Origin of the sequence: Pseudomonas sp. RIT288 (genome assembly GCF_000631985.1) — a bacterium.
Lineage (GTDB): Bacteria > Pseudomonadota > Gammaproteobacteria > Pseudomonadales > Pseudomonadaceae > Aquipseudomonas.
The window spans coordinates 1-15,827 of sequence record NZ_JFYN01000020.1 but is presented as its reverse complement, the minus strand read 5'-3'; the positions used below and the strand labels follow the sequence as shown (position 1 = coordinate 15,827).

General features: G+C 59.7%; 15 protein-coding genes and 4 tRNA genes. 14 read left to right on the top strand and 5 right to left on the bottom strand.

Annotation, left to right across the window (positions count from 1 at the left end; translation table 11 throughout):
* Positions 1 to 87: 87 nt before the first annotated feature.
* The 4 genes from BW33_RS17575 (at position 88) to BW33_RS17560 (ending at position 4,867) form a co-directional block, all read left to right on the top strand.
* Positions 88 to 1,275 (top strand): MFS transporter, encoded by a 1,188-nt coding sequence (locus BW33_RS17575; protein WP_047600227.1) that lies wholly within the window; start codon positions 88 to 90, stop codon positions 1,273 to 1,275.
* 51 nt (positions 1,276 to 1,326) lie between these two features.
* On the top strand, positions 1,327 to 1,638 hold the full coding sequence (locus BW33_RS17570; RefSeq protein WP_027614074.1) for a cupin domain-containing protein: 312 nt from the start codon (positions 1,327 to 1,329) through the stop codon (positions 1,636 to 1,638).
* Between the two features lie 105 nt (positions 1,639 to 1,743).
* The gene (locus tag BW33_RS17565; RefSeq protein ID WP_047600226.1) at positions 1,744 to 2,895 is read left to right on the top strand and encodes a TDT family transporter; all 1,152 of its coding nucleotides are present in this window, start codon (positions 1,744 to 1,746) and stop codon (positions 2,893 to 2,895) included.
* Between the two features lie 97 nt (positions 2,896 to 2,992).
* Positions 2,993 to 4,867, top strand: coding sequence for an MFS transporter (locus tag BW33_RS17560; protein WP_047600225.1), 1,875 nt, complete (start codon positions 2,993 to 2,995; stop codon positions 4,865 to 4,867).
* Between the two features lie 95 nt (positions 4,868 to 4,962).
* On the opposite strand, the gene sugE is transcribed toward BW33_RS17560, so the two are convergent.
* The 3 genes from sugE to rdgC form a co-directional block, all read right to left on the bottom strand.
* On the bottom strand, positions 4,963 to 5,277 hold the full coding sequence (gene sugE, locus BW33_RS17555) for a quaternary ammonium compound efflux SMR transporter SugE (RefSeq protein ID WP_003223093.1): 315 nt from the start codon (positions 5,275 to 5,277) through the stop codon (positions 4,963 to 4,965).
* Positions 5,278 to 5,396: 119 nt separating this feature from the next.
* The gene (locus BW33_RS17550) at positions 5,397 to 6,362 is read right to left on the bottom strand and encodes a bile acid:sodium symporter family protein (protein WP_047600224.1); all 966 of its coding nucleotides are present in this window, start codon (positions 6,360 to 6,362) and stop codon (positions 5,397 to 5,399) included.
* A 175-nt stretch (positions 6,363 to 6,537) separates the two neighbouring features.
* Positions 6,538 to 7,458, bottom strand: coding sequence for a recombination-associated protein RdgC (gene rdgC / locus BW33_RS17545; RefSeq protein ID WP_047600223.1), 921 nt, complete (start codon positions 7,456 to 7,458; stop codon positions 6,538 to 6,540).
* Between the two features lie 159 nt (positions 7,459 to 7,617).
* Between rdgC and BW33_RS17540 the strand changes: the two genes are divergently transcribed.
* The 4 genes from BW33_RS17540 to BW33_RS17525 all read left to right on the top strand — a co-directional run bounded on the left by BW33_RS17540 (position 7,618) and on the right by BW33_RS17525 (position 8,160).
* Positions 7,618 to 7,693, top strand: a tRNA-Val gene (locus BW33_RS17540).
* 19 nt (positions 7,694 to 7,712) lie between these two features.
* Positions 7,713 to 7,789: transfer RNA gene (locus tag BW33_RS17535), tRNA-Asp, on the top strand.
* A gap of 199 nt (positions 7,790 to 7,988) precedes the next feature.
* Positions 7,989 to 8,064, top strand: a tRNA-Val gene (locus BW33_RS17530).
* Between the two features lie 19 nt (positions 8,065 to 8,083).
* Positions 8,084 to 8,160: transfer RNA gene (locus tag BW33_RS17525), tRNA-Asp, on the top strand.
* Positions 8,161 to 8,353: 193 nt separating this feature from the next.
* Here BW33_RS17525 and BW33_RS17520 read toward each other — a convergent pair.
* Together BW33_RS17520 and BW33_RS17515 are read right to left on the bottom strand one after the other, a co-directional pair.
* On the bottom strand, positions 8,354 to 9,520 hold the full coding sequence (locus BW33_RS17520) for a catalase family protein (RefSeq protein WP_047600222.1): 1,167 nt from the start codon (positions 9,518 to 9,520) through the stop codon (positions 8,354 to 8,356).
* Positions 9,517 to 11,325: a di-heme-cytochrome C peroxidase gene (locus BW33_RS17515; RefSeq protein WP_047600221.1), complete on the bottom strand. Its 1,809-nt coding sequence runs from the start codon at positions 11,323 to 11,325 to the stop codon at positions 9,517 to 9,519. The genes BW33_RS17520 and BW33_RS17515 overlap by 4 nt, the downstream gene beginning before the upstream one ends.
* A 270-nt stretch (positions 11,326 to 11,595) precedes the next feature.
* Between BW33_RS17515 and BW33_RS17510 the strand changes: the two genes are divergently transcribed.
* The 6 genes from BW33_RS17510 to BW33_RS17485 form a co-directional block, all read left to right on the top strand.
* Positions 11,596 to 12,312, top strand: a complete 717-nt coding sequence (locus BW33_RS17510) for an FKBP-type peptidyl-prolyl cis-trans isomerase (RefSeq protein ID WP_007966725.1) — start codon at positions 11,596 to 11,598, stop codon at positions 12,310 to 12,312.
* A 294-nt stretch (positions 12,313 to 12,606) separates the two neighbouring features.
* The gene (locus BW33_RS17505; protein WP_047600220.1) at positions 12,607 to 13,062 is read left to right on the top strand and encodes a YkvA family protein; all 456 of its coding nucleotides are present in this window, start codon (positions 12,607 to 12,609) and stop codon (positions 13,060 to 13,062) included.
* Between the two features lie 112 nt (positions 13,063 to 13,174).
* Positions 13,175 to 13,516 carry a helix-turn-helix domain-containing protein gene (locus tag BW33_RS17500; RefSeq protein ID WP_047600219.1) on the top strand — a complete coding sequence of 114 codons (342 nt, stop codon included), beginning with the start codon at positions 13,175 to 13,177 and terminating at the stop codon, positions 13,514 to 13,516.
* On the top strand, positions 13,513 to 13,884 hold the full coding sequence (locus BW33_RS17495; protein WP_003223109.1) for a hypothetical protein: 372 nt from the start codon (positions 13,513 to 13,515) through the stop codon (positions 13,882 to 13,884). The genes BW33_RS17500 and BW33_RS17495 overlap by 4 nt, the downstream gene beginning before the upstream one ends.
* Positions 13,885 to 14,283, top strand: a complete 399-nt coding sequence (locus BW33_RS17490) for an SEL1-like repeat protein (RefSeq protein WP_047600218.1) — start codon at positions 13,885 to 13,887, stop codon at positions 14,281 to 14,283. It abuts the gene before it with no gap.
* Positions 14,284 to 14,529: 246 nt separating this feature from the next.
* Positions 14,530 to 15,827: DUF6531 domain-containing protein (locus tag BW33_RS17485; protein WP_047600217.1), on the top strand; the 1,298-nt coding region annotated here is incomplete at its 3' end.

Sequence of the window (15,827 nt, the reverse complement as noted above, 5' to 3'; positions counted from 1 at the left end):
CAGACCTTAACACAAAGAATTTGCTTTAAGCCAAAGCCGAGAGCACACTCCGCAAAAGCAAAAAATTAGCTTTTGCGGAGTGTGCACATGACCAGCCTTGCTTCCAACCGTGGCAGCCTGATTTTTCTGGCGATCACCTTACTGAGTTTTCTCGCCGCTTCCACAGCGCCGACCCCGTTGTATCACCTGTATCAGGATCAACTGCACTTCTCGGCAGCGGTGCTGACCCTGATTTTCGGCGTGTATGCCCTGAGTCTGCTGGCGGCGCTGTTGACGGTCGGATCGCTGTCCGATCACCTGGGACGCAAACCGGTGATTTTCACTGCAGTGCTGCTCAATGCGCTGGCGATGTTGTTGTTCATTTATGCCGACAGCGTTGCCTGGTTAATCAGCGCTCGCGTGCTGCAAGGTTTCGCCACCGGCATGGCCACCGCTGTTTTGAGCGCCACACTGCTCGACACCGACCGTCAGCAAGGGCCGTTGATCAACAGCGTCGCTCCGTTGCTCGGCATGGCGCTGGGCAGCATGGGCTGTGGCTTGCTGGCCGAATTCGCCCCGGCGCCGTTGCAACTGACGTACTGGTTGCTGCTGGCGCTGTTTGTGTTGCAGGCGGTGTATGTCTGGCGTCTGCCGGAAAGCGTCACCCCGCAAGCCGGGGCCTGGGCTTCGCTGCGGCCGACCCTGCATGTGCCGGTTCAGGCCCGCTCGACCTTGTGGCGTGTGCTGCCGCTGAATACCGCGACCTGGGCCCTCGGCGGTTTTTTTGCCTCACTGGCGCCGTCGCTGGTGCGCACCGCTACCGGCTCGACTTCGAACCTGATCGGCGGTGCTACCGTTTCGGCGTTGACCGTGACCGGGGCGCTGATGATTTTCACTTTGCGCAATCGTCCCGCTGGCAAAGCCCTGCAAATCGGCGCCAGTCTGCTGCCTATCGGGGTGCTGCTGATTCTGCTTGGCGTGCACAGTGCCAGTCTGGCGCTGTTTTTCCTCGGCACACTGGTCGCCGGTTGCGGCTTTGGTTCGGGGTTTCTCGGCGCGGTGCGCAGTCTGGTGCCCTTGGCCCTGCCGCATGAACGGGCCGGTTTGATGTCGGCGTATTACGCGCTGAGTTATCTGGCGTTCTGCCTGCCAGCACTGCTCGCCGGACACTTGACTCGCACCTACGGCTTGCTGGCGACCACCGACGGCTACGGCGCCGGATTGATCGTACTGGCCGTCGCCGCGTTGCTGCTCAGCCTGCGCCCGCAAGCAGTCAAGGCTTGCAGCACTCCATAAACGCGGTGGTTTCAGTTACCTTTGTCCGGCCTTCTTTTCACGGATCGACAGATGAAGATTATCCGCAGCAAGTCGTTCACCGCCGAGCGTGCTTGGGGCGCGCTGGACATCGCCAACATGAACGGCATCACCACGCGCCTGCACTGGACCGATCAGCCGTACAAATGGCACGTCAACGATGGCGAGGAAGTGTTCGTGGTGCTCGATGGGCAGGTGCAGATGCGCTATCGCGAACAGGGTGAAGAAAAGCAGGTGCTGCTTGAGGTTGGCGATATCTTCTACGCCTCGGTCGGCACCGAGCACGTGGCGCATCCGCAGGGCGCGGCGCGGATTCTGGTGATCGAAAGCGAAGGCAGTGTTTGATCGCTTATCTGTAAAGTAGATAACAGATAGAGAAATTACCCGTTATATAGATATTCGATTCGGTTCTACCATGGACTCAACCTCACCAGAGGACAGGAGTTCATGATGATTTGCCCCAACAGCGCCAAACCCGGCATCAAGCCGTTCAGCCAACTTCAGCATCCGCGTGAAGTGATCCGTCAATTCACCCCGAACTGGTTCGCCGCGACCATGGGCACCGGTGTGCTGGCCCTGGCGCTGGCGCAACTGCCAGTGGCGATCCCCGGGTTGCACGCGGTGGCCGAAGGTTTGTGGCTGTTCAACATTCTGTTATTCACCCTGTTTACCTTCGCTTATGCCGCGCGCTGGATTCTCTTCTTCGATGAAGCGCGGCGGATCTTCGGCCATTCCACCGTTTCGATGTTCTTCGGCACCATTCCCATGGGGCTGGCGACCATCATCAACGGTTTTCTGGTGTTTGGCCTGCCGCGTTGGGGCGAGGGTGTGATTCATCTTGCCGAAGTGCTCTGGTGGCTCGACGTGGCGATGTCGCTGGCCTGCGGCGTGTTGATTCCCTACATGATGTTTACCCGCCAGGAACACAGCATTGATCAGATGACCGCGGTCTGGCTGCTGCCGGTGGTCGCTGCAGAAGTGGCAGCGGCCAGCGGCGGCTTGCTCGCGCCGCATCTGGCTGATGCCCACGCGCAACTGGTGGTGCTGACCACCAGCTACGTGCTCTGGGCATTTTCCCTGCCGGTGGCCTTCAGCATTCTGACCATTCTCTTGCTGCGCATGGCCCTGCATAAACTGCCTCACGAAAACATGGCCGCCTCTAGCTGGCTGGCCCTCGGGCCGATTGGCACCGGTGCGTTGGGTATGTTGTTGCTGGGCAGCGATGCGCCGGCAATCTTCGCCGCCAACGGCCTGCCGGGCATTGGTGAAATCGCTGCGGGCCTCGGGCTGGTCGCCGGCATCACCCTGTGGGGCTTCGGCTTGTGGTGGATGTTGATGGCGCTGTTGATCACCGCGCGTTACCTGCGTGACGGCATCCCGTTCAATCTCGGCTGGTGGGGTTTTACCTTCCCGCTGGGGGTGTATTCGCTGGCAACCCTCAAGCTTGCCAGCACGCTGAACCTCGGATTTTTCAGCGTGGTCGGCTGCGTGCTGGTGAGCCTGCTGGCGGTGATGTGGCTGATCGTCGGTAAGCGCACCGTGCAAGGCGCGTGGCGCGGGGAGTTGTTTGTCTCACCGTGTATTGCAGGTTTGAAGCAATAACCTGAAAAGTTTAGGTAAGGTGTGGCCTGGATCGCCGATCGGGATTCCAATAAGCAGATCCAGGCCATTCTCTACCGACCTCAGGGAAACACGGAAGATGAGTCACCCCTCACAGTTCAACCTGCTTCGCACCCGGCGCTTCCTGCCGTTTTTCATCACGCAGTCGCTGGGCGCGTTCAACGACAACGTGTTCAAGCAGTCGCTGATCCTCGCCATTCTGTATCGGCTGACCATCGAAGGTGACCGCTCGATCTGGGTCAACCTGTGTGCGCTACTGTTTATCCTGCCGTTCTTCCTGTTTTCGGCGCTCGCCGGGCAGTTCGGGGAAAAATTCGCCAAGGACGCGCTGATCCGTCTGATCAAACTCGCGGAAATCGCGATCATGGCCGTCGGATCAATCGGCTTTCTGTTCGATCACCTGTCGCTGATGCTGGTGGCGCTGTTTGCCATGGGCACGCATTCGGCGCTGTTCGGGCCGGTGAAGTATTCGATCCTGCCGCAAGCGCTGCGTGAGGATGAACTGGTCGGCGGCAACGGGCTGGTGGAGATGGGTACGTTTCTGGCGATCCTTGCCGGGACCATCGGCGCTGGCGTCATCATGTCCTCGACCCATTACGCGCCACTGGTGTCGACCGCGATTGTCGGAATTGCGGTGCTCGGTTATCTCGCCAGTCGCAGCATTCCACGCGCGGCGGCGGCCTCGCCGGAGATGCGCCTGAACTGGAACATCTTCAGCCAGTCCTGGGCCACGCTGAAACTTGGTCTGGGCCAGACCCCTGCGGTGTCGCGTTCGATTGTCGGCAACTCGTGGTTCTGGTTTGTCGGGGCGATTTACCTGACGCAGATTCCGGCCTACGCCAAGGAATGGATGCACGGCGACGAAACCGTGGTGACGCTGATTCTCACCGTGTTCTCGGTGGGGATTGCGCTGGGTTCGATGCTTTGCGAGAAGCTCTCCGGGCGCAAGGTCGAGATCGGTCTGGTGCCGTTCGGCTCGTTCGGTCTGACCGTGTTTGGCCTGCTGCTGTGGTGGCATTCCGGGGGAATCCCGGAGAGCGTCACCGGCCACAGCTGGACTGAAGTGCTGGGCTTTGCGCATACCTGGGCGGTGCTGGTCGACATTCTCGGCCTCGGTATTTTTGGCGGCTTCTATATCGTGCCGCTGTACGCGTTGATCCAGTCGCGCACCGCCGAGAACGAGCGGGCGCGGGTGATTGCCGCCAACAACATTCTCAACGCCCTGTTCATGGTGGTCTCGGCGCTCGTTTCGATCGTGTTGCTGAGTGTGGTCAAACTGTCGATTCCGCAGCTGTTCCTGGTGGTGTCGCTGCTGAACATCGGCGTCAACGCCTACATCTTCAAGATCGTCCCCGAATTCAGCATGCGTTTCATGATCTGGCTCCTCAGCCATTCCATGTACCGCGTCGAGCATCGCAACCTCGAGGCGATCCCGGACGAGGGCGCGGCGCTGCTGGTGTGCAACCACGTGTCGTTCGTTGATGCGCTGCTGATTGGCGGTGCGGTGCGTCGGCCGATTCGCTTTGTCATGTACTACAAAATCTACAACCTGCCGGTGCTGAACTTTATCTTCCGCACGGCGGGAACAATTCCGATTGCCGGACGCAACGAAGACATCCAGATCTACGAAAAAGCCTTCACCCGGATTGCCCAGTATCTGAAGGACGGTGAGCTGGTGTGCATCTTCCCGGAAGGCAAGTTGACCACCGATGGCGAGATCAACGAGTTCAAGGGCGGCCTGACGCGTATTCTCGAAGAGACGCCGGTGCCGGTGATTCCGCTGGCGTTGCAGGGGTTGTGGGGGAGTTTCTTCAGCCGCGATCCGAACAAGGGGGTGTTCAAGCGGTTGTGGTCGCGGGTGACGTTGGTGGCGGGTTCGGCGGTGGAGGTTGAGGCCGCGGAGCCGGCGAAATTGCAGGGGATGGTGGGGGCGTTGCGCGGGGCAGTCAGGTAGATGTATTGATTGGGCCCCTTCGCGAGCAGGCTCGCTCCCACATTTGAAATGCATTCCAATGTGGGAGCGAGCCTGCTCGCGAAAGCGGTAGTGGCCTAAGCGCTGACCTTGAGGCCAATCAACCCGGTAATGATCAACGCCACACTGGCCAGCCGAATCAATGCCATCGACTCGCCAAACAGAATGATTCCGGCAATCACCGTGCCCACGGCACCGACCCCGGTCCAGATCGCATAAGCCGTGCCCAACGGCAATTCCTTCATTGCAAGACCCAGCAGGCCAAGGCTGATGGCCATGGCCGCAACGGTCAGGACGGTGGGGAGCGGGCGGGTGAAGCCGTCGGTGTATTTCAGGCCGACGGCCCAGCCGACTTCGAACAGGCCGGCGAAAAACAGAATGATCCAGGACATGAGAGACCTCCATCGATTGACGGGGCCGTCCCCAGATTGATAACTCGATCGAGCCGCAGGGTCGTCCCCGCGTAGTGCAATAGTCTGCCGAGCATTAATCCGGGGATCAAGTTTCCCGGTCAGTCGGCTGGCTGCTGCGCCAGCGCGTCACGGTCTTGTTTCTCGCTCATGCGCCGGAACCAGGTCGAGAGCAGTGCCCCGGAAATGTTGTGCCAGACGCTGAACAACGCGCTCGGCACCGCCGCCAGCGGCGAGAAGTGCGCGCTGGCCAGAGCAGCACCCAACCCCGAGTTCTGCATGCCGACTTCCAGCGCCAGCGACTTGCGCTGCGCCAGTGGCAATTTGAACAGGCGTCCGGTGAAGTAACCCAGCAAGTAGCCGAAGCTGTTGTGCAGCATCACCACGGCCATGATCAGCAGACCGGATTCGGCGATCTTCGCCTGACTGGCGGCCACCACGGCGGTGACGATGATCACGATGCTGACCACCGACACCAGTGGCAACACGTCCACCGCGTGGCGCACCTTGTCGCCGAGCACGCGTTGCGCGACCACACCAAGCACGATCGGCAGCAACACCACTTGCAGGATCGACCAGAACAATTCCATGAACGAAACCGGCAACCACGCCGAAGCCAGCAGCCAGATCAGCGCCGGGGTCAGCAGCGGGGCGAGGAGGGTGGTGACGGCAGCAATCGCCACCGACAGCGCCAGATCGCCGCGGGCCAGCCAGGTCATGACGTTGGAAGACGTGCCGCTAGGGCAGCAGCCGACCAGTATCACCCCGACCGCGATTTCCGGCGGCAGGTGGAAAATCTGGCAGAGCAACCACGCCACACCGGGCATGATCACAAAATGCGCGACCACGCCCAAAGCCACGCGCCAGGGATGGCGGGCGACGGCGGCGAAGTCATCGAGTTTGAGGGTCAGGCCCATGCCGAACATCACCAGCCCCAACAGCGGCACGATCGCGCCCTTGAGGCCGAGGAACCACGTCGGCTGCAGAAACGCGATCACGGCGAAAATCAGAACCCAGTAAGCGAAGGTGTTGCCGACAAAACGGCTGAGTGCAGCCAGTGCGCGCATGGCTTGTTCCTTATTATGTGAAAGCGTTAGGAAGCTAAGCATACGGTGCTAGCAAAAAGATCGCAGCCTTCGGCAGCTCCTACAGGAAAACATATTCCAAATGTAGGAGCTGCCGAAGGCTGCGATCTTTGTTTTTCAGGCACCCTCTATAAGAAGAGGGTGCATGCCAGGGCTCTTAGATCCCCTGCGGCGTCTCTTCACCGCCCAACGCTTCCACCAGTGCCGGCAGGAAGTCGCCGAAGGTCAGCATCATCAGGGTGAAACTGGCATCCAGTTGGCCCAGGGCTTCGTCGCCACCGTCCTGCTCCGCCTGATCCTGCAGCAGGTCTTCGAACTTCAGGCGTTTGACGGTCATCTTGTCGTCGAGCATGAACGACAGCTTGTCCTGCCAGGCTAGCGACAACTGAGTGACGACCTTGCCGGTGCTCAGGTGCAGCTGGATTTCTTCGCTGGTCAGGTCCTGACGCTTGCAACGCACGATGCCGCCGTCTTCGTGGGTGTCGCGCAGCTCGCACTCGTCCAGAACGAAGAAGTCCGGGGCCGCTTGCTGGGTGGTGACCCACTCGGTCATCACGGCAGTCGGCGCGGTTTTCACGGTCAGCGGACGGACGGGCAGGGTGCCGAGCACTTCACGCAGGGTGGAGAGCAGGTCTTCGGCGCGTTTCGGGCTGGCCGAGTTGACCAGGATCAGGCCCTGTTTCGGCGCGATGGCGGCGAAGGTTGACGAACGACGGATAAAGGCGCGCGGCAGGAATGCCTGGATGATTTCATCCTTGATCTGATCGCGTTCCTTCTTATAGACCTTGCGCATCTGCTCGGCTTCGATCTCTTCGACCTTTTCCTTGACCGCGTCGCGCACGACGCTGCCGGGCAGAATACGTTCTTCTTTACGCGCAGCGATCAGCAGGAAGTCACCGCTGACGTGCACCAGTGGAGCATCTTCGCCTTTGCCGAACGGCGCGACGAAACCGTAGGTGGTCAACTCCTGGCTTGCACATGGACGCGCCAGTTTGGTGGCCAGTGCAGTTTCCAGCGCCTCGGCATCGACAGGCAGGTCTTGGGTCAGGCGATAGATCAGCAGGTTTTTGAACCACATGGGGTGAGTCTCTCCTTTATACAAAGGGGGGCATTATTGTCTTCGCCGGGGCATAGGCCAACCCTTCTCTAAGCCTTTGGAAGGCCTGAGAAAATTAATTAAAAAAGTGCTTGCCAGAGGTTGGGTCGCTCCGTAGAATGCGCGCCACACCGAAGCGAAGGGTGATTAGCTCAGCTGGGAGAGCGTCTGCCTTACAAGCAGAATGTCGGCGGTTCGATCCCGTCATCACCCACCATTCGTTTCAAGTGTTTAGCGCAGCGGTAGTTCAGTCGGTTAGAATACCGGCCTGTCACGCCGGGGGTCGCGGGTTCGAGTCCCGTCCGCTGCGCCATATTCGGTAACCTGGACCACTGAACGCCAGGTCACCACGGAAAAACCCGCTGAAGCGGGTTTTTTTCTGTCTCAAGTTTGTACCTTGTTCCATCGGGTTTGTGTCGTTTCACCGGTTTTCGGATTTTTTTGAAAAAAACTTCAATTAAATCAACACATTACGAAAACTTGTGGCATAATGCGCCCCATAACGAAGCGAAGGGTGATTAGCTCAGCTGGGAGAGCGTCTGCCTTACAAGCAGAATGTCGGCGGTTCGATCCCGTCATCACCCACCATTCGTTTCAAGCGTTTCGCGCAGCGGTAGTTCAGTCGGTTAGAATACCGGCCTGTCACGCCGGGGGTCGCGGGTTCGAGTCCCGTCCGCTGCGCCATATTCGGTCACCTGGACCCACTGAACGTCAGGTCACCACAGAAAGCCCGCCGAGTGCGGGCTTTTTGCTGTCTGCGATTTGAGAAATCACTCGATCTCCCCTGTAGGAGCTGCGGCACGCTGCGATCTTTTGATCCGTAAAAGCCAGATCAAAAGATCGCAGCGTGCCGCAGCTCCTACAGGGGTTGTGATTCTCACTGTTCGGCATTGCGGCTGTGCCGATAATCGCTCACCGCCTCATACACCGCTTTGCGCAAACGGTTGATCCCGCCAATCGGCCGATGCGCCTCGATACCAAACCACGGGTTGAACGACAGGTTGTCACACGCCAGATTCAAGGCCGGCGTGTCGAAGTCCTGCGCAGGCAAGGTGATTCGCGCCACACTTTCGAACGGTGAATCCTGCTCGCGCCATTCGATGCTGGTGTTCTCGATCGGCATGTACTTGTTCGCATCCTGGCGCTGAATCTGCAGGACAAAACACGCCGGCACCCGATCTGTCGACAGTTGTTGGTTCAAGGCGCTGCGCAGGAAATTCGGCAGGTCGCGATTTTGCGGAGGCAGGGCATACGCCGGGCAATTATCCGGATCCGGCGCGACTCGAAACTTCACATTCGCTTCACCGAATTTGTAGGGCGATACCGAAAAGTACGTAGTCTCCGTCGGGCTGTCCGGTGGCGGCGCCAGGGTGGCCAACGCTATGAACAGGTGGCGGATCTGCCAGGTGCGTGGATCCCAACCGGGGAAAAACGCCATGATCTTTTTGCCATCAGCCTGAGCCGCCACATTCTGACGATACTCAGCGACATCGCTGACAAAGAAGTTCGGGTGGCTGAACATCACGAAGTCTTGCTCGTGGCGCTGCAGGTGGTCGCCTAGCAGTTGTTTTCCGGGAACATCGAGCAGTTTGATTGCCATGCCCCGGGCGTCGCGGATGCTGTCGAACTGCGGGTAGGCGTTGCCATTGGACAGGCGAATCATTGCCTGCCAGGTTTTGCCCGGTTCGCTGAACACCCCTTGGCGCAGCGCTGGTGTCAGTTCCGGCAGCACCGTCACTGCGGCTTTCACGCAGCCATGGGCCTTGGCATGCGCGTCGCGCAGATAACGCGTGCTTTCGCGATGTTGATCGACGATGCGTACGGCGGTCTGGATCACGTCCTGGGTCATCGCCGCTTCACCGGCGGGAATCTGTTCCTGCGCCGACACCGGGCCGCGCTGCTGCCAGGCGAACCACGCGGTCGCGATGGCCCAGCTCAGCAGGCCGATAATCAACAATGTCAGCAGGGTTTTGCCTAGCAGGCGCCCCAGCCATAACCAGACTCGGGCGAACATCGACGGTCTTTTGTACGGGTTGATCATCATGGCAATTGCGCCTCCAATGGCCCGCCCAGTACTTTCAGGTACTCCAGCAATGCCCAGCGTTCTTCTGGTTGCAGCAGTCGGCCGATAACCCCATTGCCGCGCTCGCCGGCGCGGAATTCGTGACCGCTGTTGTGGTTGCCGGAGATTCGCGTGTCGAACAGGAAACCATTGGTAAAGGCTTCGGTGCGATAGCCCAGATGGCGCGGGTCGTAGTCGAACGATCCTTTATAGAAAGTCATGGCGCGTTCATCCTGCGGTGACAGCAGTTGATAGATACTCGGTACCGAACCGTTGTGCAGAAACGGCGCGGTGGCCCAGATACCGGCCAACGGCCTGGCCTTGTACGCGACCTTTTCGCGCACGCCGATCGGCAGGCCGAAGCCGTCGAGTTGTGGCTTTTCCTCAGCGGTGACGCCGGCCTCGCGATAGGCGCGGTCCTCGACGAAGGCGGTTACATAGGCCAGGCCCTTGGCCACTGATAGCTGGCTCAGATCCAGTGGTTCGGTAGGCGTCGGATGCAACTTCACAGCCATCTGCTCCAGCTCTTTCAGGTCCCATTGCAGCGGCGTCAGGTCGAAACGGTGGGTGGCAATGTTGGTCGCGGCATTCGGGTCGGTGCCGATCACCTCCACCGGCAGCATGTGCAAATGCTGCACCCAGCGTTCGCCCTCCTGAGTCTGGCGCGGCACGTGGCAACCGGCGCAGTTCTCGGCAAACAGCGCACGGCCCTTGGCGGCCAGCGGTTTGTCGATGGCGCCCAGGACATTTTCCGGCCATGCCGGCGGTTGCAGACGTTGCAGGGTTTCTTCGATTTGGTGCAGATCCCGCACGCGCACACTCGAGGCATAACGCGCATCGCCCTGCAGTGGCTGGCCGTTGCTGTCGAAGAAATTCAGCGTGGCGCCGACACCCAGTGCCTCGCCGATGTTGCGCGCCATCGGTTGCTGCGCCGAGCCGTTCCACTGCACCCAATCGAACGTCCACATGTCCCACAGTTGCGGGTAGTCCACCGGGGCGTCGGCCACGCGGTAGTTGGTGGGGGAGATCGCGTCGCCGAACGTGGCGTTGGCAATGCGGCCGAACGCATCGGCGCGACCCGGGCCTTCTTCGGTCGGGTAGAGGCCGCGATGCGTGTCGTTCCAGGCAACTTTGAGGAAGGTGTTCAGCGATTGCTTGAAGTCTTTGCGCAGTTGCTCGTGGCGTTTCTCGTAGTCATCGCCCAGAACATTTTTGGCGAAGCGCTCGAATTTCCACGGGTTGTAGTAAGTCGAGGCCAGACTGGCGACCAAGGCTTGTCCGAAACTGCCACCACGCAATGTCGGAACGCTGGAAGGCAAGACATGTTGCGCCGATCCGCCGTCAATTCGCACGGCCTGGCCCTTGAAGCGCAATTCTCCGGTGTGGCAGGCGGCGCAGGTGATATCGAGATATTGCTCGCTGCCACCGGGATTCGCGTGGCGGGCAAAGCCGACCGGCAGATTGCCGGGGTTGTTCGGCGTGGCTTTCTGCTGTGGATCAACCAGAAAACCGAAGCGTGCGAGGTATTCCGGGGACGCGAAACGCTGCTGCGAGAAGGGCAATTCCAGCGCCTGAAACCATTCATAGCGCAGGCCTTTGACCTGCGTGCCCTGCGGGGTGAAATAGTAGGTCTGGCGTTCCTCCTCGCTCCACTGCTGCAGGTAATGCACCTGTTGGGGCGGGGTGTAGAAGGGCAATTTCGGGTTGGCGACGTAATAAAGTACCACCGCCAGGGCGAGGCCCAGCAGCACAATGATCAATGCCAGCACACGGTATAAGAGGCGCAAGATAAACATCCTTGTCGAGTTGTTGCCTTGTTATGCCTCAGTCGTTGCTGGTGCGGCAAGTGGCCATTACGCCAACTGTCGTAGGAAGTCCCGTCAGTCCTTGTCAGCTTCAGATGACAGAAGCTTCATCGTCCCTTTGCCTGAATGCGTTTTAATCCCTGAACTTATCGGACGTTTCCTGCTCTCATGCCGGTAGCCATTGGTCGTGGCGGCCTGATAAGCTCGCGGCTTTACTCGATTGCCCTTTCGGCGCATGAACAAGGAAATAGCATGAAACAGCATCGGTTGGCGGCGGCGGTAGCCCTGGTTAGCCTGGTCCTCGCGGGTTGTGATTCGCAGACCAGCGTAGAGCTGAAAACCCCGGCGCAAAAAGCTTCCTACGGTATCGGCCTGAACATGGGCAAGAGCCTTGCTCAGGAAGGCATGGATGATCTGGACTCCAAAGCGGTAGCCCAGGGCATCGAAGATGCCGTTGGCAAGAAAGAACAGAAGCTGAAAGATGAAGAACTGGTCGAAGCCTTCGCCGCGCTGCAAAAGCGTGCTGAAGAGCGTATGGCCAAGATGAGCGAAGAGTCGGCAGCCGCCGGCAAGAAATTCCTCGAAGAAAACGGCAAGAAGCCTGGTGTCACCACCACCGCTTCCGGTCTGCAGTACGAAGTGGTCAAGAAAGCCGACGGCCCACAGCCTAAGCCTACCGACGTCGTGACTGTTCACTACACCGGCAAGCTGACCAACGGCACCGTGTTCGACAGCTCCGTTGAACGTGGCAGCCCGATCGATCTGCCGGTCAGCGGCGTGATCCCGGGTTGGGTTGAAGGTCTGCAACTGATGCACGTTGGCGAGAAGTACAAACTGTACATCCCTAGCGATCTGGCTTACGGCGCGCAATCGCCAAGCCCGGCAATCCCGGCCAACTCGGTTCTGGTCTTTGACCTGGAACTGCTGGCTATCAAGGATCCAGCCAAAGAAGACGCTGCCGCCAAGTAATCGGCTGTAGCTTCGAAGACAACGCCTCGCTTATGCGGGGCGTTGTTGCATCTGGACGAAGCTGACGGTAAACAGAGCGAACGGATGGCGCTTACAGCAGTCCTAGAGATTGAGGTCGCCAGCGCTAGACGCCCTGAGCCGCCAAGTCAATGAAATATTGGGGTTTTTTATGTGAGTAAAAAACGCCCGATCTGAGCGCGGCCCTTATAAAACGGGGCTTTCAGCGCTGAAATGCAGCTCTGTTCACAAGGTTATCCACAATTTGTGTGGATAACATTTCAACGGGAGAAATAGATGAAAGCGCCGTGGAATTTCGCCCGATTTCTGCCCCTCGCCGGTCGATTGCTGGCGCGTGGGCGGCTGCCGACCCTGTTGTTTGCGGTGGCGAGCAAAGGTGCCGCGCAAGGCAATCGCCTTGGCAAACTCAAGGATGATCTGCGTTTGCTCCAGGCACTGTGCCTGTCCTACTGGCGCGGCGAGTATCGGGCCATCAGTCCGAAGGCTCTGGTTTCGGTGGTGGCGGGCCTGATGTACTTCCTCAGCCCGGTGGATGCGATTCCGGATTTCATTCCGGTATTCGGTATGCTCGATGACATCGCCGTTCTGGCCTGGCTGATGAAAACTCTCGACGATGAGCTCAATGCTTTTCGGCTCTGGCGCAACCGGCAGCAGCCGGAAAAACTCGCGGTGGTCGAGCGCCTGCCTGATACCCCTGAGCAACTTCAGCTTCAGGGCCCGAAAAAGCCCTGATTCCTCTCGCCTGCAGACAGATAGATACCCCCCGCGACCTTGGCCGCTGTTAGGATTACACTTCTAGGGAAAAGTGCCGACTCGCTAAGTGTTGTTGTCCTACGGGGTAGTCATGGATATTCAGATAATTGCACGCGATGGCGAACCCGAATATGCGGTTCTGCCATGGGTCCAGTATCAGGCTCTACTGAAAGCAGCAGGCATCAACGAAGCACCGCAGCAGCGGGCGCCAGCGCCGGCCGCCGCAACGCCGGACCCGATTCTTCCAGGTCTGGATCAACTACGCAGTTTGCGCGAAGGGAAGGGCATCGCCATTGAGGCGCTGGCCCGCACGGTAGGCATCAGCCCGTCTTATCTGGCCATGATCGAAAGCGGCGAGCGTCAACCTGACGCCGCGATTCGTCGCAGCCTGGCCTGGGAACTGACGGTGCCGGGTTGGAGGGATGAATCGTGAGCGTACGCATCAGTCGTCAACATTGGGACGGATTGCTGGGGGAGCTGGATCAGGCGCGCAGGCAGCGCCATCTGTTGACCTATCGAGCCTTGCTCGAACGTTTGCAACTGCCGACGCCGGCGATGCAGACTCTGACCGCGGCACTTGAGCATCTGGCCGCACTGGATGCCAAGGCCGAACAGCCATTGCGCAGTTCGCTGGTGATCAGCCAGGGTGCCAGCCGTTTGCCACGTACCGGTTTCTTTGAATGTGTCGAGCGTCTGGGGCGGTTTTCCGGGCCATCCGATGGCGTCGCGGCTGCTTCCTGGCATGCGTCGGAAGTGGTCAGGGTGTTCGAATACGAGTACCCGGAATCGGCGGAGGCCTGAGTGTTCTTGCGACTCAAGGCGTCGGCCAGTTACTGGTTGGCCCGTAGGCTGTTTCACTGGTCGTGGTTTGTCCGCCAGCCCAGAGGCTGGCGCTGGCTCGAAGGGCAGTTTGCGCGCATGGCCAATCTTGGCGATGTCGGCGCGCAAAGCTTTTATGGGCACATTCTGACGTTTCGCGGGGTTGGCCTGGGTGCCCGCGAAGAGGGTGTGCGGCTGTTGCGTCTGGCGGCGCTCGCCGGCGATGGCAAAGCGGCCTATCAGGTCGGCGTGATCAGCCTGGCCGGTACTCCGAGCAAAGCGCCGGATCCGAGCGAAGCGGCGCGCTGGTGGACGCTGGCCGCCAAGGCCGGTCACCCGTTGGCCGAGCTCAAACTCAAAGAGTTGAGCGCTCGGGATTAAACCCGGTAAATGATTTTGTATCGCTCGATAAACGTGGCGTGAGGGAAACCTCACGCCACGTTTGCGTTTATCGCTATACGTTTTGTAGTAGTCGGTCTTTTGCAGATTAGTCCTACAGTAAACGCCTACTCGCCTGACTTCTTTCCTGATTGATCCCCCGCAAAGTCCCCGCGCCTAATTTTTGTGCGAGGGAACGCTCATGTTTGACCCGGTTTTTCATTCCACCCCGCATCGTCGCGTGCGCTGATGGAAGTCGTCAGCCGTATCGAGCAGGAACTCGACAGTTTCCCCGACACCCTCAGCCTCTATCGCCAGCAGCTTGAACACTGGTTCAGCAGTGCGGCCGACCAGGTCAGTCATGCGGCGGATCTGCCGTCGCTGATGGGCATGGAGCGGATCATCCGCTTCGGTGATCGCGTTACCGCCGTCAGCACGGGCGACAGCGAGTTTGCCTCCGGCGCCGTGCAGTGCCCGAAAAGCGGGGTGCTGGCGATCGAGAGCAAATTCGAGTCGGTGTACGACATTCCGCTGGGCGACATCGTGGTGGATGTGGTCGCGGTGGATGATGGCCAAATCTCCCCCGTCGCACTTGATGCGCAAGGCCGGGGAACATTCACCGGTACGCCAGGCAAGTTCTATCGCGTGCAGGTGCACAGCGACGTTACCCCGGAGCAGATCAAAGCGCTGTTCAAGTCCTACGACGGCTTGACCGGCGAGCTGGATGGCTGGCTGCGCAGCGAGTGGCAGGGGTTCAAGCCACAGTGGTCGCAATCGGTGGCGACGGCGGCGGGCAACGGCATGCTCGCCGGGAGTTGGGCGGCGATCGAGGGGGTATGGGACAGCATCGGCATGCTGTCGGAGATTCTGCAGGATCCAGGGGCGTTTGCCGATCGCCTTGGAAGCGGCGCGGCCGATCTGATCCGCCTCGCAGAATCAGCTCCGGATGTCATGCAAAAGTTGCAGTTGCTGGTCAGCGATGAGGCGGCGCTGTGTTTGCTGCTGCGCAGTGCGAGTCTCTGGCTGGAGATGCTGCCGCCCAGCCAGATCGCCGGCAAAACCGCTGAAACGGCGTCAATGATGATCGTGCAGGTGCTGATCGATGTGCTGATCGGCGTTGTGTTGACATTCGTCGGGGCTGGCGCCGGGATCGCTTATCTCACGCTACGCCTGGCGGATCGCGCCGCCCAGTTGCTCACGGTTGTGAAACGCCTGGTCAAGGCGATGTTCGGCATCGTCAACACGTTCATCCATTACGTCGACCAGTACAAAACTGTCGCCGCGCGGGGCATTGCCGCCGGAGTGAAAAAGGGCCGCATGCAACTGCGCTGGGATGCGAAACGCAATGCCGTCCTGAAAAAAGACGAGCGTCACGACGACAACCCCGATCAAGCGAAAAACCCCAACGGCGACAGCGCCGATTGCGCGCCGCTGACCTGCACCAACGGCTGCCCGGTGTCGATGGTCACCGGTGAAGAACTGCTGACCCTGACCGACGGCACGCTCGATGGGCGCCTTCCGTTCGAGTTCACCCGGTTGTACCGCAC